The sequence below is a fragment of the Suttonella ornithocola genome, from assembly GCF_001889065.1.
Lineage (GTDB): Bacteria > Pseudomonadota > Gammaproteobacteria > Cardiobacteriales > Cardiobacteriaceae > Suttonella_A > Suttonella_A ornithocola.
This window is the reverse complement of the sequence record NZ_LWHB01000025.1, coordinates 1-21,804: the sequence shown is the minus strand read 5'-3', so window position 1 is coordinate 21,804 and position 21,804 is coordinate 1. Positions and strand designations below refer to the sequence as shown.

Genomic DNA, 21,804 nt, shown 5'->3' with positions numbered 1-21,804 from the left:
GAAAGTGCTCTCTTTTCTCTGTGTCGGCTTTTGGATGTTTGGTTAATCTTTTTTTATGCGTTATCTTTAGTCGTCTTTAGAGCATAACAAATCGCTGATTGCGAGCAATTAAAACGTCTAGCGCTTTCCCATTGGTAATCATCAGGATACTGCTCAATATCCTTAAGCAAGGCTTCATCATCAATCTTTGAGGGCTTACGCTCAGTAAAGCCTTTAGGATGGGGATTTTTAATCCAGCTATAGACGGTGAATTTGCTGATCTTGTAGCGCTTTGCAACAGCGCGCCAAGTTTCTCCATTAGCAATATCGTTAAGAATTTTCTGTCGGAATTGGCGGCAGTAGGTCATAGGATATGCTCAGTTTGTTTTTGATAATTCTACTACAAGTTGTTCTTTATATCTGCTTTGGATGGATTGGATTATAAGTGATTTGACTATATTTATCTATCTTAATACTGTAACTATTCTAGTAGCCTTTCACTATAATTAGAAAACAGCGCATTATTCACAAGTACTGTATGTATTTTTCGGGAACCCTGCTATAGAAGGGCTTAATGCCATTAGTTTCTTATGTCTAATTGGTAAAATAAGAATCATTCTTTAGTCATATTTCTGGTTAATATATTGTTTTTGATAATTTTTCAAAAAATTAAATAGAGTTTTTTAGAAAATTACAGAGTAGCATGGTTTCTTGAAAAATATTTTTAATAGTAGCATCTTATTGCGCGTCTAAAGCTTACTTTGTTATTTCTTAAATATCGCTATAGTTAATCATGTATAGCGTTTTATATGATGAATTTTATATTGATATTATACTTTTGAATCGAAAACAAAAGTTTCACTATAGTCACTATGAAAAAACATTTCACTGATGAAAACGGACTAAGAAAGCTTAACTCTTTTCCCATTTTACTAGGAACTTACGATGAATGATGAATCTTTACACTCTCACCAAAATCAATTGAATGGAAATTCTCAGTTAGATAATGTTGCAAGTGTGAATATGTCTGAAGAAGAACAAAAAGGTAATGCATTGGTTAATGCGCTGCGTCGGTATATGAATACGCAGATTGTCGGGCAGGAATATTTTGTAGAACGGTTATTGTTGGCGTTGTTTGCCGATGGTCATGTGTTATTAGAAGGTGCACCGGGATTGGCAAAAACGAAAGCAGTGACGACGTTAGCAAAAGCGATTGGAGCGGATGCCCGTCGGGTTCAATTTACTCCGGATTTGTTGCCTTCGGATTTAACCGGTAGTGACATTTATCGCCCGGAACAAGGAACGTTTTTCTTTCAAGAAGGACCTTTATTTCATCAGTTAATTTTAGCTGATGAGATTAACCGTGCGCCTGCAAAAGTCCAGTCGGCGTTATTAGAAGCGATGGCAGAACGGCAGATTACAGTGGGCGCTAATACGTATCCATTACCACAGTTGTTTATGGTGATGGCAACGCAAAATCCGATTGAACAAGAAGGTACGTATCCGTTACCGGAAGCGCAATTAGACCGCTTTTTATTGCAATTGTTGATTGATTATCCAAGTGCGGCTGCGGAAAAGCAGATTTTGAAATTGATTGATGCGGAAAATACTGATCATCAAACGATGATTGAGCATCAAATTCAGCCGGAGCAAATTTTAGCGGCAAGACAAGCTGCATTGAAAACGCATGTTTCCGATGCCTTAGTAGATTATATTATCGCGCTCATCCAAGCCACACGTTATCCCGAGCGTTATGATGAAACATTAGCGGGCTTAATTGATTACGGTGCTAGTCCGCGGGCAACGATTGCATTGTTACGCGCAACGCGGGTATATGCGTGGATGCAAGGGCAAACGTTTGCGACGCCAGCAGATGTACAAGCAGTGGCTCATGATGTTTTACGTCATCGCGTCATTTTAAGTTTTAGTGCAGAAGCAGAGGGAGTGACTGCGGATAGTTTGATTGATGCATTATTGGAGGTTGTGCCAGTTGTATAGCCTTTGTTTATGGCTTCATGGATTGATTTGAGTATGCGGGATGTTGCATTTTTCAGATGAATGATGGAGCGATAGGCGTGCTAATGACTCTTTGTAGAATGGGTTTAAGCACATGGCTTAAGGTATTAACCAGCGAAAGAAAATGAAAAATGGAATTACCCTTGGCTTAGATGAATGTATTCAGCTACGCCCTAAAAAAGAAATCACGGGGTTTGCACCATCCGGACGTGTGGCAACGCATTTGTTTGGACAACATGCCGCTTTGTTTAAAGGAAGAGGGATGGAGTTTGCTGAATCTCGCCCATATCAAAATGGCGATGATGTTCGCTATATGGATTGGCGGGTCAGTGCGCGCAGCGGTAAGTTGCATACGAAATTGTTTCAAGAGGAACGCGAGCGCCCCGTTCTGATTTTATTGGATTTACGCGCGATGATGCGTTTTGGTTCGCGCGTGCGTTTTAAAAGTCATTTAGCTGCTGAATTGGCTGCTAGTTTTGCTTGGGTGGCTTATGACGGTGGCGACCGTTTGGGCGGTTTATTATTGACGGATAATGGATTAGTGGATTTTCCGTTAGCGCGGACGCGTAAAGGCGTGTTGCGTTGGTTACATGCGGTTAGTGCTGGCACTGAACCACCAACCGAGCGCGCAGAGATGACGCAAACCGTACCGCTTTTAAAAACAGCATTACAACGTTTGCGACATTTGGCACAAACGGGTTCTTTATTATTCATCATCAGTGATTTTCATGATTATGATGCGACGACAGCAAAAGAATTATTACATTTGTCTTTGCATCATCATGTGACGGTGGTGCAGGTAGAAGACGCGCTAGACAGAGCATTGCCGAGTAATGGGCAATTGGCGATTAGCGATGGCAAAGCCAGTGTGCGTTTAGGCGCTTTGGGTGAGGCGATTAAGCAATATCAACAAGCGTTTATGGCACGGCAAGCGGCGTTATCCGCAGATTGTGTACGAAATGGAATAGCTTATCATCGTATTACCACAGAAGATGACCCACAACGCTTACTTTATATAGATAAGAAACCGCGAAAACAACGGAGAGGCATGCGGCAAAAGATAGAAAATCGCGCAACAGGAGCTAGCCAATGACGCATCAGTTTTCCCCTTTAGAATTACAGGCTTTAAAGCAGCTAGATTTAACGTTGCGTCCGCGCCCGTTAGCCTTTTGGGAGCAACCTTGGTTTTGGGTGATGGTGGCGGCGCTTGTGATTTTGTTTGCGGTGTTGGTTTTTCTTTATATTCGCCATCGTCGTCGGCAAGGTTTAAAGCATAGTGTATTGGCAGAGTTCGAGCAGATATTAGCTCAGCAAGAAACGCTACCAACCGACGAGTTTGCCGCTGCTTTGTCCGCCTTATTACGTCGTATCGCATTATTAAAGTATGAAAAAATCGGTGTGGTGTATGGCAAAAATTGGGCAAAATTTTTGTCGTTCGACGGCAGTTTGAGCGCGGAAACGGTGCGCTTTCTGAGCGAAGCACCGTATCGTCCTGATGTTGCACAGCCTCAACAAGCAGTTTTAGCCAGTGAGTTAAGACGATGGATTAGCAAACAGATGGGAGGAATCGCACATGTTTGAGTTGTTCAAATCAATGACTTTTCTCTGGCCTTTTGCATTTGCGCTCTTACCGTTACCTTTTGTTGTGTGGTTTTTCTCACGAACAAATAAATCGCAGGCGGTAGAAGAAGATGCGTTAGTCGTACCTTTTTTCTCGGCATTATCGGGTGAAAATGCGTTGCTTCCTAGTCAGCCGTCTAAGCAAACGGGTTTAAAAATGGTAGTACTTTGGTTAGTGTTTGCGTTATTGGTAACCGCATTGGCGCGCCCGACGCAATTAGGCAAACCAGAACCGTTACCCACTAAAGGTCGCGATGTTATGTTGGCGATTGATTTATCGGATTCAATGAGTGCGAATGATTTGGCAGGCGGACGTTTAACTCGCTTGGATGTGGTCAAAGCGGCTGCTAGTGAATTTATTGCTAGACGAAAAGGTGACCGAATGGGCTTGGTGTTTTTCTCTGACCGTGCTTATTTACAATCGCCGTTAACTTTTGACCGGCAGGCAGTGCAATCGTTACTCAGCGAAGCCACCGTTGGACTCACCGGTAACGGCACCGCGATTGGTGACGCGATTGCGATTGGTGTGAAACGTTTAGAAGAAAGCACGCACGCATCTGCCGATGCAAACACTAAAGCCAAAAAAGACGCAATTGATGATAGTCGAGTGATGATTTTGCTCACTGATGGCAGTGATAATTCTGGCACGATGACACCTTTAGCCGCCGCAGATATCGCTAAATCATTGGGTATCCGTATTTATACCATTGGTGTAGGTAGCAATATGACCGACGCATGGGGGCGCCCAATTGCCGAAATGGATGAAGATACGCTCAAAGCGATTGCGCAGGAAACTGGCGGAGATTATTTCCGCGCAACCGATGCGCAAACTTTAGATAACGTCTATCGCGAAATTGATAAGCTCGTGCCAAAATCGACTGATCCACAATATATCCGTCCAGAAAAACCGCTGTATCAATATCCGTTATTGTTAGCGTTAATTATTGCAGGATTGGCATTGAGCCTTGTGTTGGGACACCGCTATCGTGAGCAACGGGCATTGGCAGCAGTTAAGTAATTCCTTTTGTCATATAAAAAATAATCGAAGCATGCTCTGATAACAGGCTTCACAAAATAAGGATTTTTTGATGAACATTCATTTTATTCGACCAGAATGGGGATTTTTACTCATTCCTTGGTTTATTTTAGGGGGGCTTTGGTGGCATGTATTGCGTCATGGTGCGCCAAGCGCATGGCAACATTATATTGACCCACATTTACTGGCAGCATTACGGCTTTCTGGTGAGAACGAAAGCGCGAAAGCTAAACGCCATCCGCATTTATGGTGGGCGACATTATTGCTTTCCGGTTTATTTGCCATTCTTGCGGCAATGGGACCGGCATTTTATCGTCCGATGCCACCCGTAAAAGCTACACCAGCCCCGTTGATGTTGGTATTAAATCTCAATCCATCTATGACAGCAGAAGACATTAAACCCGATCGCTTAAGCCGAGCGACACATAAAATCCGCGATATTTTACGAGTGACTCGCGGTGCACCGGTGGGATTGATTGTCTATGCCGATGACGCTTTTTTAGCTGCACCGCTGACCAATGATGCGCGTTTAATTCAGCAAATGCTGCCACAATTATCAACAACCTTAATGCGTCCTGGTAACGATTTAGACAAGGCTATTCGTTTGGCAAGCGATGCTTTACAACGCAGCCACGCACCACAAGGTGAAATCTTAGTGTTAACCGATAATGCCGGCACGCATCCGCAGCAGACCAGTGAAGCAGTAGCGCAAGCGACTGAAAAAGGATTTAGCGTTGGCTTATTAGCCTTAACCAAAGACGCCAATTTACTTAAAGGTATAGAACAAATCGGCAAAGCCGATATGGCGGAATTAACCGCAGATAATCGTGATATCTATCAGCTAGTGCAACATCAATTCATGAACACTGACGATGCAGCAAATCCCCTTCAGAAAGCAGAGAAAGAATTATTGAACTGGCAAGATATTGGATTTTACTTATTATTATTGCCGATTATGGTGTTGCTAGTGAGTTTTCGACGTGGTGCTTTATTGGTGGTGGCGTTAGCGGTGAGTTTATCGACATTGATGATGCCTAAACCAGCCATGGCGGCAGAAAGCCAAGCATCGCCGCGTGTTTTGTGGCAACAAGCAGATAAAGCGTATCAAGCCAAAGATTATTCCCGCGCTGCTCAAGATTTTTCCGCAGCGGGCGCGACGTTTAATGCCGCTAATGCCTATGCACAACAAGGACAATGGCAACAAGCCTTAGCGCAATACGAAGCCGCATTGAAAGCGAACCCAGAAGATAAACAAGCGGCACATAATGCGAAAGTGATTAAAGACTTGTTGGAGCAAATGAAAAAACAGCAAGAGCAACAGCAAAAACAACAGAAAAATCAGTCTGGACAATCGCAAGACAAACAAGAGCAGCAAGAAAAATCTGGACAGTTAGGACAACCGCAAGACAAAAAAGATCAACAAGAAAAATCCGGACAGTCTGGACAATCGCAAGATAAAAAAGATCAACAAGAAAAATCCGGACAGTCAGGACAATCGCAAGACAAAAAAGAGCAGCAGGAAAAATCCGGACAGTCAGGACAATCGCAAGACAAACAAGAGCAGCAACATCTGCAACAAGGAACGGATCAAGCAGCAGCTAAGTCACAAGGACAGTCTCGTCCGCAGACAGACACAACATCAGCTAAACAATTGATGAATTGGGACAATGAAACCGCTAAAAGTCAACCGCCTACGGATAAACAAACGGTAGCAATCGGCGGGCGCGGTGAACCATCTTCTCGCAAACTTGATCAAGCGCACGAACAAGCATTACGGCGTGTGCCAGATGATCCGTCTGCCTTATTGCGTTATCGAATTGAACAACATTATCGCCAAAAAGATTGGCAATAGTAGGGGGAATTATGCGTTATCTACAAACATATCATCATTATCGTTTGCTTGGTGCAGCAATTTTAGCCGTCGTCCTTAGTCCAACAGTTTGGGCGGATAACGTACAAGCAAGACTAAACCAAAATGAAATATATCAAAATCAACCCGTCATCTTAACCATTGAAACCGATGGACAAGCCTCGCAACCAGATTTAAGTGCCTTACGGCAAGATTTTGCCATTCAATCAACCTCAAGCAGCCAAAGCATTCAAATGATTAATGGACATACCTCGCGGCAAATGCGGTGGCAAATTGTGTTACTACCAAAGCGCAGTGGTGATTTGACCGTTGCACCATTGCAAGTTGGGCAAGAGAAAACACCAGAATTGCGCGTTCATGTAAAAGCTGGTCAGGCGAGCGTCCCGAGTCAATTTCGTGCGGGTGGAAAAAGCTTATCTTTTGATTCGAAATCGCTGAACGCCGTTGATGAAAATGCAGAAGTTTCTATCAGTGCACAGTTATCCGACCCGAAAAAAACCTTTTATCCATTTGAGTCGATTCGTTTAACCGTGCGCATTGAAAGCAATCAAACCTTATACAATGCCGGCATCATTCCACCTAGTGGCGATTTCTCTATCACGCCAGACGGCGAAGACAGACAAAGCGATATTCGAAAAGGGAAAGCACTTATTCACGTTTACGAGAGAGACTATATCATTAAAGCACAAAAATCTGGCGAACTCACCATAGCTCCATTTGAATTACAAGGACAAATCATCACCGGCAATTCTCGCAGATGGGGAGCGCCAGACTTTAGTGACTTTGATGCCTTTTTCCAACAAAGCATGGGTGGCGGTATCCCAGATTTATTTACCCAAGCAGGCGAGCCGTTTAAAGTACAAACTAAGCCTATCAAGCTAGATATTGCAAAAAATCCAGCAGGAGACAGTTGGTTTTTACCCGCAAAAAACGTACAGCTGCAGTCGGTATGGTTAAACGAACAAAATCAAGTGATGGCGGATAAGCCAACCTTGACGGTGGGCGAGGGTGCTAGGCGAGTAGTTATCTTGCAAGCCTTAGGTGCTGATAAAGAGCAATTACCTAGCTTGAGTTTTGATGATATTGATGGTGCTAAAATTTATGTGGATAGCGATGAAACCAGTCAGCAAAACACCCCACAAGACACGATGGCGGTCAGACAAGTTGTCTTATCAGTAGTGCCAACCCAAGGCGGTAAACTCACGCTACCGGAAGTCAAAGTAGATTGGTTTAATACAGAGAAAAATGCAAAAGCTGTGGCGAGTTTACCTGCTGAAACACTCACTGTAATTGGTGGTGCAGTACAAAATAACGCTGCAAATCCATCACCAACTCCCTCTACACCTGCACCACAAACTGAACCAACGCAAGCAGCGCTGACAACGTCATCGGTGATAGCTTGGTATCAAAATCCTTGGATTTTAGGTGGTACGGGGACTGGTATTTTATTGCTACTGATGTTGGTGTATTTATTTGTGCGTCAAGGAAAGAAAGTAACAGAAGCTTATCAGCAAAGTCAAGAGCAAACTGCGCCAGCAACAAAAAGTTCTGTGGATGTGTTTAAACAACAGCAACAAAAAATTGAACACTACCGCGCTGAAAACAATGATAAAGCGTTGTATCAGGCGTTATTACAACTGAAGACCTTAGTTGAAAAACATGCAAACGATTGGCCAGCTGAAAAAACGCATACAGTAAAAATTGCCTTACAAACTGCAATGCAACCGTTAGAAATTGCATTATTTTATCAAGAATATTCCGCGGGTATTGATGATGCTAAGTTAGACAATGCCTTAAAGACACTATGGCAAATACTACAACAAACAAATAGAGGTACTCAAAAGAGGTTACCACCATTGTACAAATAGAGTCTGTGTAGAATTCAGAGTTTGAAAACAGATCAGCAATGCCCCAGAGCCTCAGATTTATGTTTATGACAACAAAGAACACAAGGTATTGCCTGTGATTCGAACCATATCTAAAAGATGAACAATGACGCAAGCTACATATTATAGCTACAAAACCTTATATTACATATTCTAAACAAAGTGAGACCTTTGTAAAAAACATAAAATAGAGAAATTTTAATTTTTTAAATTTTAAAAATATATTAAAATCATAGTGTTAACTTTTCTTTTGGTGGTAAAAATTCGTGAAAAACGGAATTTTGCAAAGGTCTCTGTATGTGATAGATGATTTTTTAGCTATATTACGTTATTTATCAACAGTACCGATATTTCGTATTGTAAGCAAATGGTAACAGCTTATATTGATAATGACGAAAGACTCTGATGGAGAAGAGTTATTTATTGATAGTAGTGCAGTCAAAGCAAATCAGTATGAGACCTTTATAGTCAAATCAACTAAAAAACAGGACGTTTTATAAACATTACCTTACCGCTAGAAGTAGCTAGGTAGGGTTTATAGAAAGTTCCGTTTTTAGCTGATTTGGCTATAGTTTGACAATTTTTCAAAAAACTCTTGACGAGTATTTACAGATTTACTATAATGATCACATCTAATGCCCGGGTGGCGAAATTGGTAGACGCAAGGGACTTAAAATCCCTCGGTAGCGATACCGTGCCGGTTCGAGTCCGGCCCCGGGCACCATATGCATTATAAGTAATTATTTACTTAATACTCAAAGCTTTTAGTAGCTCTTCAAATTATCTAAAATGTATCGTTATAGCTAAAAAATCATCTATCACATACAATATAAAATTTTACATACCTTTATTCATACTCGTCCCTCAATAGATCTTAGAAAAAAGTCATAGCAAAATTGGTAGAAGGCTATTCTATCCGTCAGGTAGCTAAAAATTTTGGTGCTATAGTAAAATTAGTAAAAAAATAGAACATTCCATAAACCTCATTTAGCACTTTTGGCAGTATATGACGTTCTGTTTTTTAGCTGATATGCACTATATCTCCAAATTTTATCTTTATGTTATTTTACGAATAACAGTTGCAATGCCCATACCGCCGCCTATGCATAAGCTAGCTAAGCCAATATGATTAGAAGGCAGTGTATGGGTTAAGGTAGTTAGGATACGTGTGCCAGAGCAGGCAAGGGGATGTCCTAAGGCAATAGCGCCACCATAGAGGTTAGTTTTGGCTGTGATTTCTTCTAGGTCTATTTCATGTTGTTCAGAAAGTTCGTATTGTGCGGCGATAATTTGCGCGGCGAATGCTTCGTTTAGCTCGAATTGTGTGATTTGGTTTAAGGTGGTTTCCGCGCGTTCTAAGGCTTGTGCGATTGCTGGAATAACTCCAAGTCCCATTTCTTCAGGCGCAACGCCGCCTTGTCCGTAGCCAATGATTTCCGCTAGTGGCGTGAGGTGGTGCCTTTTAACGGCATTTTCACCAGCAATGAGTAGCGCTGCTGCGCCGTCGTTAATTCCAGAGCTGTTGCCAGCAGTAACTGTGCCGTCTTTTTTAAATAGGGGGTGTAATCGCGCTAAGGCAGTGCGGTCAATATTGGCGCGAATGTGTTCATCTTGCTGAAAAATATTGCCATTTTCCAATTGAATAGGGATAATTTCTGCTTGGAAACAGTTGGATTGTTGGGCAAGCGCGGCTTTTTTCTGACTGGATAGGGCGTAGTCATCTTGTTCTTCTCTACTGATATTGTATTTTTCGGCAAGATTTTCAGCTGTTTTTCCCATAGGGATATGATGAAAGGCATCGGTTAGGCCGTTTAGTTGGATTTCGTCTTTTAGTCCTAATTCACCAATTTTATGGCGATGTCGGCTGCTGCTGTCTAAGATAAATCCTGCATTGCTCATAGATTCTGTGCCAATGGCTAAGATAATATCGGCATCTCCCGCTTTTATGGCAGCATAAGCGTCGGTAACCGCTTTCATCCCTGAACCGCAAATCATATTGAGCGTATGAGCAGTCGTTGCTTCCGGAAGTCCGCTGTTTAAGGCGATTTGGCGGGCAATTCCCATTCCAGCTGTAGCGGATAGAACGTTGCCAACAATCACGCTATCTATTAGTTCGGGGTCAATTTGAGCCGCTTTAAGAGCGGCTTGAGTTACGATTTCTCCTAGGTCACAAGCGGTATGATGCGTAAGTGTACCCAGAAAGCTGCCAATAGGAGTTCGCTGAGCAGCAATGATGTAAACCGCTTCTCTCATGAGCGCTGATTCCATGGCATTTTAGCGAGTAATTTAGCTAGCCCACAGAAGCCGGTAATGCCCGCAAATATTAGTCCAGCACCAATGAAAGCACTTAGCCAATAGAAGGTAGGATGAACGAAATAGCCTAATAAAATACTTAGTAAAACTAAGCTACCAGCAGCAATTTGCATTTGGCGTATGATATCCGGTGTATTTTTGCATTTACCTTTTTCAATCGGTAAACCACTTTTTTGCCAAGCGGTAATGCCTCCGGCTAATAAATAGACATTGTTTACGCCAATTGCTTGAGCAGCCGATTTTAAGAGGTTAGCATTGATTTGTGTCCGCATACCACTTTTGCAATAAAAGATTAAGGTAGAGGAACGACTTTTTAATCCTTGTTCTTTTATGATGGTTAGAGATTGTAAATCTGAACCGGGAATATGTTCACATTGGAATTCTTCAAAAGAGCGAATATCAATGAGTTGAGCACCTTGTTGTATTTTTTCATTAACTTGTTGTGGGATGATAGCTTGCATTGTTCCTCCTATCGTATAAATGTATTGAATTGATGATTGGCAGTATTATCTTGACCGAGTAACTGTATAAGTGTTGGCGTAACAGTATCTAAGATATTTGGAAGGGTATATGGCGGATTAAATATCATCATACCGCTTCCATACATACCATAGCCTTCTACTGGTGGAGCTTTAATGGTTAATGTACTTTGTAAATAATCTAAGTCAAATTTTTCAGCAGTATGGATGAATTTTTGCGGCAATTCTTGCGCCTCAACTCTCGGAAGTTGAGGATACCACACAAGAATAATGCTCGCACGGAAACGTTTAAAGGTTTGCTCTAGAGCATAAATGACAGAGAAATATTCTTGTTTGTCTTCATAGGATGGATCAATAAGAACAACGGCTCGATGCTGAGGGGGCGGAAGTGCCGCTCTGAGTGCTTGATAGCCATTAGTTGGATGAATCAGCGTATGATGTGGTCGGATATTCTTTAAGGTTTCTGTGAGCAGTGGAAAATCGCTAGGATGTAATTCACAAGTGCGTAAGGTATCGTTTCGCCGCAATAAATGCGCGGCGAGAAAGGGAGAACCAGGATATAAAGAGAGTTCTGGTGTAATGTTTTGTAAAAATTGTCGGAATTCTTCTAAGGCTGGCGGTAAGTGGGGCGCGCGGTAGAGCGAAACTACACCACCATCTGCTTCGCGGTTTTTTTGTGCATCGGCACATTTAGTATCGTATAAACCAGCTCCGCCATGGGTATCAAGATAAAGATAGGGTTTGGGCTTTTGGTTGACGTAAGTAAGTACTTGATACAGTAAAAAGTGTTTGTGGATATCTGCAAAGTTGCCTGCGTGGAAATGGTGCCGATAGCTTAGCATTTTGAGAGTACCTCAGCTAAACGATTGATGATTTCATCTGCTTCTGTTTGTGTGAGTACTAAAGGGGGAAGTAGTCGAATGACTTTTTGTGCGGTAACGTTAATGATGAGTTTATTCTCAAGTGCTTTGGTAACTAGTTGTGGAACAGGCTCGGAAAGCTCTATGCCAATCATTAGACCTAGTCCACGAATGTCTTTTACGATGGGAAGTTTTCCTATTTTTTCGTTAAGTTGCGCTTGTAAATACTCTCCCATTTTTGTGGCATTTTCTGGAATGTTTTCGCGTTGATAAATTTCAAGGACTTTATTAACGACGGTCATCACTAATGGACTTCCTGCAAAAGTTGAACCATGGTAGCCTGGCTGAAAGTAATCCGCCACTTTTCCTTTTGCTAAACATACACCGACCGGAATCCCATTTCCTAATCCTTTTGCGAGCGTGATGATATCTGGAAGAATATTGTAGTGTTGGTAACCAAACCATTTACCACTTCTACCAAATCCAACTTGGACTTCATCGCAAATCAGTAGCCAACCTTGTTCATCACAAATTTGGCGAATAGCCTGAATATAAGGCACGGTTGCAGGATGAATGCCGCCTTCTCCTTGCACACATTCAAGTAAAACGGCAACGACATTTGTGCGATAGCGTTGGGCTTCAACGGCTTTAATATCATTAAAGGGTAAATGAATAAATTCGCTTAACTGTGGTTCAAAGTGTTGTCGAATTTTAGGATTTGCAGTTGCTGCCATGCTGCCAAAGGTACGACCATGAAAGCCGCCGTAAAAACTAATGACAGCAGGATATTCAATACCTTTAGCGCGAGCGTGTAGGCGAGTGAGCTTTAGGGCAGCTTCGTTAGCTTCTGTGCCAGAATTACAAAAAATTACTTTATCCATTTGCGACAGTGTCGCTAAGGTATTGGCAGCTTGCGTTTGCGCGGGGATTTCAAATAAGTTTGATGTATGCCAAAGCTGATAGGCTTGTGTGGCGAGTGTTTCGGCGAGTTCTGGATGCGCATGACCTAATCCACAAACGGCAATGCCGGAAAGGGCATCTATATACTGATTATTTTGTTCGTCATATAAATAAATACCTTCGCCACGGGTAAAGGCAATAGGCAAACGCGCATAGTTGTTCATTAAAGCATTTGGCTGATTGGGTTCTGATATATCAGAGGGATGAAGAGGGGTATTAGGCGTCATAATCGGTTCTATCATCAATTGGTTAACGAAATGGCTGCTTATACCGTGTAGCTGAATAAAAGTTAGCTAATAAAATTGGCATAGGCAATCTTCTAGTAAACCGTTATAGTAGGCGCTTTATTTTATAATTCCAAGAGGTTTTATGGATACTATTGAACGTATTAAAGAGCAAATTTCAACGATGCCTGTTTTGCTTTATATGAAAGGAACGCCAGATTTTCCTATGTGTGGTTTTTCTGCGCGCGCGGTTGAGTGTATGAAAGCACAAGGACAGCCTTTTGCTTATGTCAATATTTTACAAGACCCTGAAATTCGCGCTGAATTACCAAAATATGCAAACTGGCCAACTTTCCCTCAGCTATGGGTAAAAGGGGAATTAGTCGGTGGTTGCGATATTATTGTAGAGATGAATGAAAGTGGTGAGCTGGCTGAGTTATTAAAAGATATTGAATGGCCAGAAGAAGGTTAAAAAAGCTATTTAAGGACACGCTGTTTAACGCGTTTGTTTGCAAAAATCCAAAGCTATATAATTGATTTTCTGAGGAATTGAAATATAGAGATTTCTGCTTTGCGCGTTAGTCAGCGGTTTTTTAATCGCGTTTTAATCCCTATCTTCACAACCTAAATGGGAAATGAAGATAGGGATTTTTGTTTTAGTAAACGTCTCGAACGTAGCGCTTATCTTTTTTCAATTGAGCAATATAGGTTTCCGTTTCTTCAGCAGAAAGGTTACCGTGTTTAGCGATAATTTCATGCAAAGCGGCATCAACATCTTTTGCCATTCGTAGAGCATCTCCACAGACAAAGAAGTATCCACCACGTTCTAACCATGCAAAGAGCTCTTCTCCATGTTCTCGCATTTTATCTTGAACATAAATTTTTTCAGCTTGGTCTCTAGAAAAAGCAAGGTCTAGACGGGTTAAATGCCCGCTTTCTAGCCAAGTATTGAGTTCATCAGCATAGATAAAATCGTGTTCACGGGTACGATCACCAAAAAATAGCCAATTTTCTCCCGTTGCTTGCGCCATCTCTCTGGCTTCTAAAAATGCACGGAAAGGGGCAATGCCTGTTCCTGGACCCACCATAATCATTGGCGCTTCAGGATTGGCTGGAATAGAGAAATGTTTGTTGGGTGAAAAGTAGCAAGGAATGATATCGCCAACGGCTAAATCGTCTGCTAGCCAAGTAGAAGCAACACCATGATGCTCCCGTTCGTCTTGTGTATATCGAACTGCGCCAATGGTTAAATGAACTTCATCAGGATGCTTGTCATGGCTAGAGGAGATTGAGTATGCGCGTGGTGCCAAGGGTTTTAACACGTCAACTAGCTCTTGTGCGCTGAATGTCGCTTCTGGATAAGCGCTTAGCAAGTCGACAATATCTTTTCCATAGAGAAATTCTTCAGCGGTGCTTTCTGTATCATCAGAAAAATGGGCGTGAAGATGTTCATCTTGTACGCGCAATAAAAGTGCTTCGTAAAATTCGCGCGAAGGCAAGCGGATTTCAAGCTTGTCACGTAAGAGTTCTAGTAAAGAATAGTTACTGCCTTGCCAGCTGACAATTTCTTCTTTATCTGCTTTAAGAACGGTTAAAAGCTCTTCAATAAGGCTCGCTTTGTTTTGGGGCATAAGATTTAAGATATCTCCCGCCTCATAGGTTTCTCCGCTACCAATCAAGCTGATTTCATAATGAAAAATTTGTTTTCCTGATTGTTCGCTTGAGAGTAAGCGTTTGGTTTTTAATTTTGCCATTAAAGGATTACGGCGGCTAAAGCTATTTTTAGCGACAGAAGCTGTTTCGCTAGGGGCGCCATTAACGGTAGTTTGGCTGCCTTTCTCGCTAATAGCAGGTAAGACGCTATCCATCCATTGTGCGGCTTTTTCTTCAAAATCAACATCGCAATCTACGCGCTCTGATAGTCGCTCTGCACCTAATTCGGCTAGACGATGATCCCATTTTTTACCAGCTAAACAAAAATGTTCATAGCTAGAATCACCGATTGCCAATACCGAATAGTGGGTATGAGGTAATTGAATAGCATCAGCTTCTTCAATGCGTTCCCATAGGCTTTCTGCATTATCTGGCATTTCGCCTTCACCGTAAGTAGAAGTGATAATGAGTAAGCGCTCAATAGTAGGGAGTTCTTCAATGGTGATAGCATCCATTTCTTTGACGAAAGCGTGTAGTCCATACGCTTTGGCTTTTTCCGCACAGTCTTGCGCCAACATCGCCGCATTACCCGTTTGAGAGCCATAAAGAATGGTGAGAGGTTTTAGCTGACTTTGTGCATTATCGCCGATATTCCGTCTTAGCGCTAAATAAGCGGATTTTAAGCCTGCAAGATAGCCATCAAGCCATTGTTTTTGTCCTTCGCTAAACGGCAAATCAGCAGGAAGTAATGCGGTTAAAGAAGTTTTTTCGCTCATAGTGATGAAATTCCTTATGCTGATTGTGCCAATTGATATAAAGACTCAGCCATAACAGCTGAAAATTGCTCTGCAAGTGCTTGTGAAAGCGGTTTGAAACTCGATAAAGCACGTTTGTTTTCTTGGGCACAATGTAAAATCCAAGCGGAAGTCCCTAGGGCATAGCTATCAAAAGATTCTCTGAGCGAAAGTGCTCGACGATAATCTTCTAAACGCTGAGCGGCTAATAACATAGCTAATTGTTCGTCGCTGTAATCAGCGAGTGCTTTTTGAGCATCTGATTTGATTTGGTCAGTAAGTGGACGATCTTCGTTAGCCAGTAAGCGTTTGGCGGCATATTCGATGTCATTCACACCACGCTCAGCAACTGCACACATCGCACGATGTAGCGTTCCTGTTGCCACAATAAGGTCTTCTGCAAGGAGATTATTTATGCCATAGCTTGGGCTATGTCCATTGCGTAGTTTTGCCCCATTGTATTGTTGATTGGCTTCGCGAACCAAGCGCCACGCAATCGCTTGAGAAAGCTCTTCGATCATGGCTTTTCGGTGGGTATGCTGAAGGATATTTTCAGCACGATGATTGATTTCCCAAGCTTTAGGGATGAGATAGTAAAAATGCGTTCGAGTAGTTTGCCAATTTTCAAGTAAATTGATGACTTTTTGAGAATCGGTAAAGGTTTGATGACGATTGAGATGCCAGAGTAGGGCAGTTTCTTGTGCTTGAGAAAGGGCATTTTCTGCATCAAGTCGATACACACAAACATCTTCTTGAGCGCAACGCTCAACAATTTCACCGCTTGGATCATATTGGTAAGCAACGCCACCGCTCATGCCATTGCCAAAGCCTTTTCCGTATCCACCAAGGTTGATAACGGTTCCATTGGTCATATATTCGCAAGCAAAATCGCCAACGCCTTCGACAACTGCTACCGCACCTGAATTTCGGACGCCAAAGCGATCACCAGCGCCGCCTTGAACGAAAAGCTCTCCACCAGTGGCACCAAATAAGGCGAAGTTACCTAGCAAGACGTTTCCGTCTTCTTCCATACCGCCACCGCCAGGATTTTGGACAACAATTCGTCCGCCACACATAGATTTACCCACGCCATCGTTACAAGTACCTTGATGAATGAGAACGACACCGCTATTGGTGAAAGCCCCAAAACTTTGTCCAGCAGAATTTTCTGAGGATACAACGATACTATCGGCTTCTAACACTCGTCTACCATTAGCGAGGGTGAGAATTTTTGAATGCGCATCGGCATCTTCAGGATGTATCTGATAATTGAGATAACGCTCAATATCTACGCTAAATTGTCCACCGACACTTTTATGGAAGTTACGCAATTCCCCAACATCCATCAGTAAGAATTCATCATTTTGGAGCGTATCAAAATCTCGATTAAACTGTTTCCACAAGCCATCATCCACTTCAAACTTCGCTTCTAAATAGACAGGGTCTTCTACATCAACTTCTTCGATGTAGCGTAAGAAACTATCCATACGATAGTGTCCAACCAAGCTTTCATGGTCAATTAAATGTAATAAGTCTGCATGACCGCGCATTTCTCGTAAAGATTTAAAACCAAGTTTGGCTAACCATTCACGGACTTCTACCGCGACATTCATAAAGTATTGTGCTAATGCACGAGGGTCACCATCGAAGACTTCGTGTGGTGTCGTTAAGCCAACAGGGCATTTGATATTACAATTTTTCGCCATCACACATTTCAGCATCATCAATGCTGTGGTGCCAAATTCAAAAGAATCGCCACCCAATAAGCAAGATTTGATGACATCTAATCCAGTTTGGTGCGCGCCAGAGCAACGTAGGATGACTTTATCGCGTAAACCATTGGCAGAGAGTGCTTGATGGACCTCAGCTAACCCGAGCTCAGGAATGCGTCCAGCGTGTTTTAAACTGGTGACTTGTGCGGCTCCCGTTCCGCCTGTATTACCAGCGACGTTAATCACATCCGCACCTGCTTTTGCAACGCCTACTGCAATCGTTCCAATGCCCTCAGTAGAAACCAGTTTAACAATGACTTTTACGCGCGCAGCTTTACAGTCATGAATCAGCTGAGCTAAATCTTCAATTGAATAAGTATCATGATGTGGCGGTGGCGAAACCAATTCTACCCCGGGCGTGCCACCACGAGCTGCCGCAATTTCAACGGTAACTTTTCTCGCAGGAAGTTGTCCACCTTCACCGGGTTTTGCGCCTTGTGCAATTTTAATTTCCAACTCTTCTAACATAGGATCAGCTAAATAGCCTGCCCATACGCCAAAACGACCAGAGGCGATTTGTTTTACTTTACTGGCGCGAATAGTATTAAATCGACGAGAATTTTCCCCGCCCTCTCCACTGTTACTGATACCACCCACCATATTGATACCCATGGCAACGGCTTCATGCGCTTTTTCAAGTAATGCCCCATGACTCATTGCCCCAGTGGCAAAAGTTGCGGTGATTTCATGAGCAGGTTGGACATCTTCTAAAGCAATGGCACGCGGAGAGGTCATAATACTGTCAAAGAAACGTTCAGCAGCACCGCTTGCTTGGATAAAAACACCATGGTCACGATGTTCTTTAAATTCAATCTCATTGCCAAAGCGCATAGACAAAGCATCTTTTAACGCTTCGTAGCGGGCTTCTGATGCTTGCGCTAAAACCAACACATAGCCATCCGCTTCTTTGATTTTTTTCAGTCCTCGGCAAGCACTATGAATATTGGCTTCGCTACGATAATTTTTGAGTAGCGCTAGAAACTCTTCAGCCGTTCTCGATTGATTAAAATCAACAGGTAGCGCAAGCACATCGCGTAATGCCGCAGGGCGCTGCGCTCTTTCTGCCTCCATTTCTACTAAAAACTCGCGATACGCCGGCGTCATTTGATGAGCATCAATTTCTTGTGGTGTCCGAACCGCACGGCTCTTGCTTAAATAACTATCATCTTGCGGCAAAATATGTAGACGTTCACCTTCTTCAGAGCGCTCATTAGCAAAACTAATGGGTTCAGCGGTCATCTCACCAAAGCCACGAACAGCAGCAACCCCAAAGCTATGTCCAGCAGCGCCATCGCTACGTTCTTTGAAAAGTCCTAATAAAGGGACATCTTCTCCTTGATGATATTGCACAGCACTTCTATGCCACTCATAGCTTGAAGTTGCAATGTCTTCAAAACCAGCGCCACCGATTGGGGAACGGGTATTAGGAAAATAAGGACGTAAACGCTCATCTTCAGTATCTAAGAAAGCACTTTCAAAAAAAGCACCGCCAATATAGCTTTCTACCGTACATAAGCCAAATTTTCCCATAGTTTTCATTAGTGCTTTATGTGCTGCTTTTCGGAAAGCTTGCATCACTTTCATAACCGCTTCTGGCGCATACATTTCTCGCGCACGGTTATAAACCGTATGTGGAGAAACAGCAGATGCTCCAAAGCCAAGAATTAACGCCACATCATGACTGCTACAAATTTGTCCTGTGGCATAAATAAAGCTGACTTTAAATCGTTGACCTTCATCAATCAGACGACGGTTGACGGCAGCGGATAATAAAGGCGCTGGAATAGCGGCATATTCTGGGCTGATATTGGCATCATCTAAAATAATAATATCCGTATCGGCTTTTGCTAAAGCAATCACCTGTTCACAAACCGATTCAATGGCTTGATGTAACGCTTGTCCATTTTTCTCGGCATTGGTGTCAATTGGATAAAGCGTTTCAATAGTCACAACGGAAAAAGTCCCTAACTCGCCAGCTTGTCGAATAGCGGCTAATTCATCAGGTAATAAAATTGGACTTTCTAGTTGGAGTTGTAATGTTTCTTGAGAAACATAATGTGGCTTAGGACCAAGAGAAACGCGTAAAGTCATCCCATCTGCTTCGCGAATAGAATCTAGTGGTGGGTTGGTTACTTGCGCAAAACGCTGAGTAAAATAACGACTCATCCCGCCTTCAACACGGTTCATTGCATTAGGTGCAATCCCGTAACCCATCGCAGACACACGCTCTGCACCTGTTTCCATCATGGGATCAAGCATAAATTTAAAGCTTTCCTGATTGAGACCATACGCAATATGACGAGCGGTATAGCTGAAAGCTTGCGTATCTTCCAAGCTGTCTAACGACGGTTTTTCTAAATCCTTAAAGTTGATTCGTGCTTTTTCTAACAAAGCGCCATAATCTTTTTCATCGGCTAAACGCGCTAAAATATTGCGCGCTCGAGAAATCGTATGAGTAGAATGATCAAAAACAATCATTCCGCCTGCGCGAATACGTCCGCGATGCGTAACCGTTTCTGGCGGAAAGTCAATTTGTCCCGCTTCTGAAGAAACCACAAAATAATCATCGGTTTCTAGTGTTCGTAAGGGGCGTAATCCTAAGCGATCGAGCGCGGCACCAATTCGCACGCCATCACAAAAAACTAACCCAGCAGGCCCATCATTTTTTTCTTCTGATAAAGCAAAATAAGCCAACATATCACGCACTTTTTGACTGTAGCGGTTATCATTTTCCCAAGCGGGTGGCATCATCTTAATGATAATTTCTTCAATGGGTTGACGGTCTGCAACTAGCCGGCGAGTAAGTGTTTGGTCTAGGCGTGCAGAATCAGATTGACCCGGTGGAAACGCTAATTTGTAGCCTTCATGGCTAGCAACAGCTAATTCAGAAATACGGCTTTTGCGGTCAGTGTTGAGTTCACCATTATGAGCAAGATGGCGGAAAGGTTGCGCAAAGAGCGGGCTAGGGGCGGTATTAGTAGAAAAACGGGTATGGAAAAAGAGCATACTAACTTCATGTCGGGGGTCCTTCAAATCCCGAAAATAGCTTATTACTTCCCAAGCATTTAATCGACCTTTATAGACTTGCGTTCGAGAGCTGAAAGATAATGGATAAAAACCCGGATACGGATTTTCATTAACCGCTTTTTCTTCAATCTCCAGTAAAACAGTATTGAGTAACCATTCAAATTCTTCCCAAGTTTGACAGTGGTTTGGACGACGGATAATCCATTGTTCGATTGGCAGTTGTGCTTGGGTTCCTGCTTTATTTAAGACGCTGTTATCAACAGGGACATCTCGACGTAAAATGACTGATAGGGCGTTATCCGCTAAAATCGTATTTAAAACAAGCAATGCGGCTTTACGGTGTTCTGTTTTTTTTGGAAAAAAGAAATTTCCAATGGCAAATTCTCCGCCTTTGAGAGATTCGCCAGTTAACTCAGAATAAAAGCGCACAGACAAATCAAAACACGCTCCGCCACCATCACCTACACCTTCGGCATTGATTCCTCCACGATGAGGAACTTTACATAAGGCTTGATCAGCTAATTGAAGAATATCATGCGTTTGAACGCTGCGTTTATGGGTAATCAGACCGACACCGCAGCTGTCATGGTCAAAGTCTGGAGAGTAAAGCATATTTTGATTCAAAATAATCACCTCATGAAAGATTGTTTAGTTTTTAGGCGAAGTTCTATTTATACCTTAGCCGTTAACGCTAAAGCAAGTTTTGTAAGTAGAAAAATCATTCTATAGAAAATAGAAAATCATTTTCAAAGCAGAAAAGCTAGAAATCGTTATTTAAAAATATAGTGCAATCATCTAAAACCCAACCCAATCCAAAGCAGATAAAAGAATAAAGTATCAATACAATCCATCCTCCATTCTTTGCGTATTTGCTTAATCCAAGCCCACATCTTTTCAATGGGATTTAAGTCTGGACTATAAGGGGGTAACCAAACTATCTCATGCCCATGCTCTTCAATGATTGCTTGAATATCACTGCGTTTATGAAAAGCGGCATTGTCCATGACAATTACACTGTTTTTAGGTAACTCAGGTAACAGTGCTTCTCTCACCCAATGAGAGAAAATATCGCTGTTAATAGAACCATCATATAAGCGTAAGGCAAACAATTCTCCATTGATAATGGCTCCAATCGCATTGCTCTGGTTCTTTAAATGCCAGTTATCACTTCCATGACAAACTTGTCCTTTTGTGCTGTAGCCATAAGGTCTATGAGCAAAGGCTTTAAAACCACATTCATCAAGATAGACTATCGGTTTTCTTGAGCGGTCTTATCCACTATTTGTTCTTGAAAGTGTTCTCTTTTCTCTGTGTC

15 protein-coding genes and 1 tRNA gene are annotated in these 21,804 nt (G+C 42.4%); 8 read left to right on the top strand and 8 right to left on the bottom strand.

The features are described 5' to 3' along the window. Positions 1 to 53: 53 nt before the first annotated feature. Positions 54 to 347, bottom strand: a complete 294-nt coding sequence (locus tag A5N85_RS02310; protein WP_072575789.1) for an IS630 transposase-related protein — start codon at positions 345 to 347, stop codon at positions 54 to 56. Positions 348 to 1,002: 655 nt separating this feature from the next. Between A5N85_RS02310 and A5N85_RS02305 the strand changes: the two genes are divergently transcribed. The 7 genes from A5N85_RS02305 to A5N85_RS02275 all read left to right on the top strand — a co-directional run bounded on the left by A5N85_RS02305 (position 1,003) and on the right by A5N85_RS02275 (position 9,131). Continuing rightward, positions 1,003 to 1,977, top strand: a complete 975-nt coding sequence (locus A5N85_RS02305) for an AAA family ATPase (protein ID WP_072575792.1) — start codon at positions 1,003 to 1,005, stop codon at positions 1,975 to 1,977. Between the two features lie 142 nt (positions 1,978 to 2,119). Next, positions 2,120 to 3,088, top strand: a complete 969-nt coding sequence (locus tag A5N85_RS02300) for a DUF58 domain-containing protein (protein WP_072575788.1) — start codon at positions 2,120 to 2,122, stop codon at positions 3,086 to 3,088. Then, on the top strand, positions 3,085 to 3,576 hold the full coding sequence (locus tag A5N85_RS02295; RefSeq protein ID WP_072575787.1) for a DUF4381 domain-containing protein: 492 nt from the start codon (positions 3,085 to 3,087) through the stop codon (positions 3,574 to 3,576). The genes A5N85_RS02300 and A5N85_RS02295 overlap by 4 nt, the downstream gene beginning before the upstream one ends. Further along, on the top strand, positions 3,569 to 4,633 hold the full coding sequence (locus tag A5N85_RS02290; protein ID WP_211268040.1) for a vWA domain-containing protein: 1,065 nt from the start codon (positions 3,569 to 3,571) through the stop codon (positions 4,631 to 4,633). Before A5N85_RS02295 ends, A5N85_RS02290 begins: the two co-directional genes overlap by 8 nt. Before the next feature lie 70 nt (positions 4,634 to 4,703). Further along, positions 4,704 to 6,503, top strand: a complete 1,800-nt coding sequence (locus A5N85_RS02285) for a VWA domain-containing protein (RefSeq protein ID WP_072575786.1) — start codon at positions 4,704 to 4,706, stop codon at positions 6,501 to 6,503. A gap of 11 nt (positions 6,504 to 6,514) precedes the next feature. Next, a complete protein-coding gene (locus A5N85_RS02280; RefSeq protein WP_072575785.1) occupies positions 6,515 to 8,389 on the top strand; it encodes a BatD family protein in 1,875 nt (624 codons plus the stop codon). A 655-nt stretch (positions 8,390 to 9,044) separates the two neighbouring features. Further along, positions 9,045 to 9,131 (top strand) — tRNA-Leu (locus A5N85_RS02275). Between the two features lie 332 nt (positions 9,132 to 9,463). Here the strand turns inward: A5N85_RS02275 and A5N85_RS02270 are convergent. Genes A5N85_RS02270 through A5N85_RS02255 form a run of 4 tightly spaced genes read right to left on the bottom strand, consistent with a single transcriptional unit; the run spans position 9,464 to position 13,246 of the window. Then, on the bottom strand, positions 9,464 to 10,660 hold the full coding sequence (locus tag A5N85_RS02270) for a thiolase family protein (protein ID WP_072575784.1): 1,197 nt from the start codon (positions 10,658 to 10,660) through the stop codon (positions 9,464 to 9,466). Beyond that, positions 10,657 to 11,181, bottom strand: coding sequence for a rhodanese family protein (locus A5N85_RS02265; RefSeq protein ID WP_072575783.1), 525 nt, complete (start codon positions 11,179 to 11,181; stop codon positions 10,657 to 10,659). The genes A5N85_RS02270 and A5N85_RS02265 overlap by 4 nt, the downstream gene beginning before the upstream one ends. A gap of 8 nt (positions 11,182 to 11,189) precedes the next feature. Continuing rightward, a complete protein-coding gene (locus A5N85_RS02260; protein ID WP_072575782.1) occupies positions 11,190 to 12,041 on the bottom strand; it encodes a 23S rRNA (adenine(2030)-N(6))-methyltransferase RlmJ in 852 nt (283 codons plus the stop codon). Then, positions 12,035 to 13,246, bottom strand: coding sequence for an aspartate aminotransferase family protein (locus A5N85_RS02255; protein WP_072575781.1), 1,212 nt, complete (start codon positions 13,244 to 13,246; stop codon positions 12,035 to 12,037). Before A5N85_RS02255 ends, A5N85_RS02260 begins: the two co-directional genes overlap by 7 nt. A 142-nt stretch (positions 13,247 to 13,388) precedes the next feature. On the opposite strand from A5N85_RS02255, the gene grxD reads away from it, so the two are divergent. Beyond that, entirely contained in the window at positions 13,389 to 13,715 is a 327-nt protein-coding gene (gene grxD, locus A5N85_RS02250) for a Grx4 family monothiol glutaredoxin (RefSeq protein ID WP_072575780.1), read from the top strand. Positions 13,716 to 13,899: 184 nt separating this feature from the next. On the opposite strand, the gene A5N85_RS02245 is transcribed toward grxD, so the two are convergent. The 3 genes from A5N85_RS02245 to A5N85_RS02235 all read right to left on the bottom strand — a co-directional run bounded on the left by A5N85_RS02245 (position 13,900) and on the right by A5N85_RS02235 (position 21,742). Continuing rightward, positions 13,900 to 15,672 carry a diflavin oxidoreductase gene (locus tag A5N85_RS02245; protein ID WP_072575779.1) on the bottom strand — a complete coding sequence of 591 codons (1,773 nt, stop codon included), beginning with the start codon at positions 15,670 to 15,672 and terminating at the stop codon, positions 13,900 to 13,902. A gap of 14 nt (positions 15,673 to 15,686) precedes the next feature. After that, positions 15,687 to 21,101 (bottom strand): glutamate synthase-related protein, encoded by a 5,415-nt coding sequence (locus tag A5N85_RS02240; protein ID WP_072575790.1) that lies wholly within the window; start codon positions 21,099 to 21,101, stop codon positions 15,687 to 15,689. 179 nt (positions 21,102 to 21,280) lie between these two features. Further along, positions 21,281 to 21,742, bottom strand: a complete 462-nt coding sequence (locus tag A5N85_RS02235) for a transposase (protein WP_072575778.1) — start codon at positions 21,740 to 21,742, stop codon at positions 21,281 to 21,283. Positions 21,743 to 21,804: the final 62 nt, after the last annotated feature.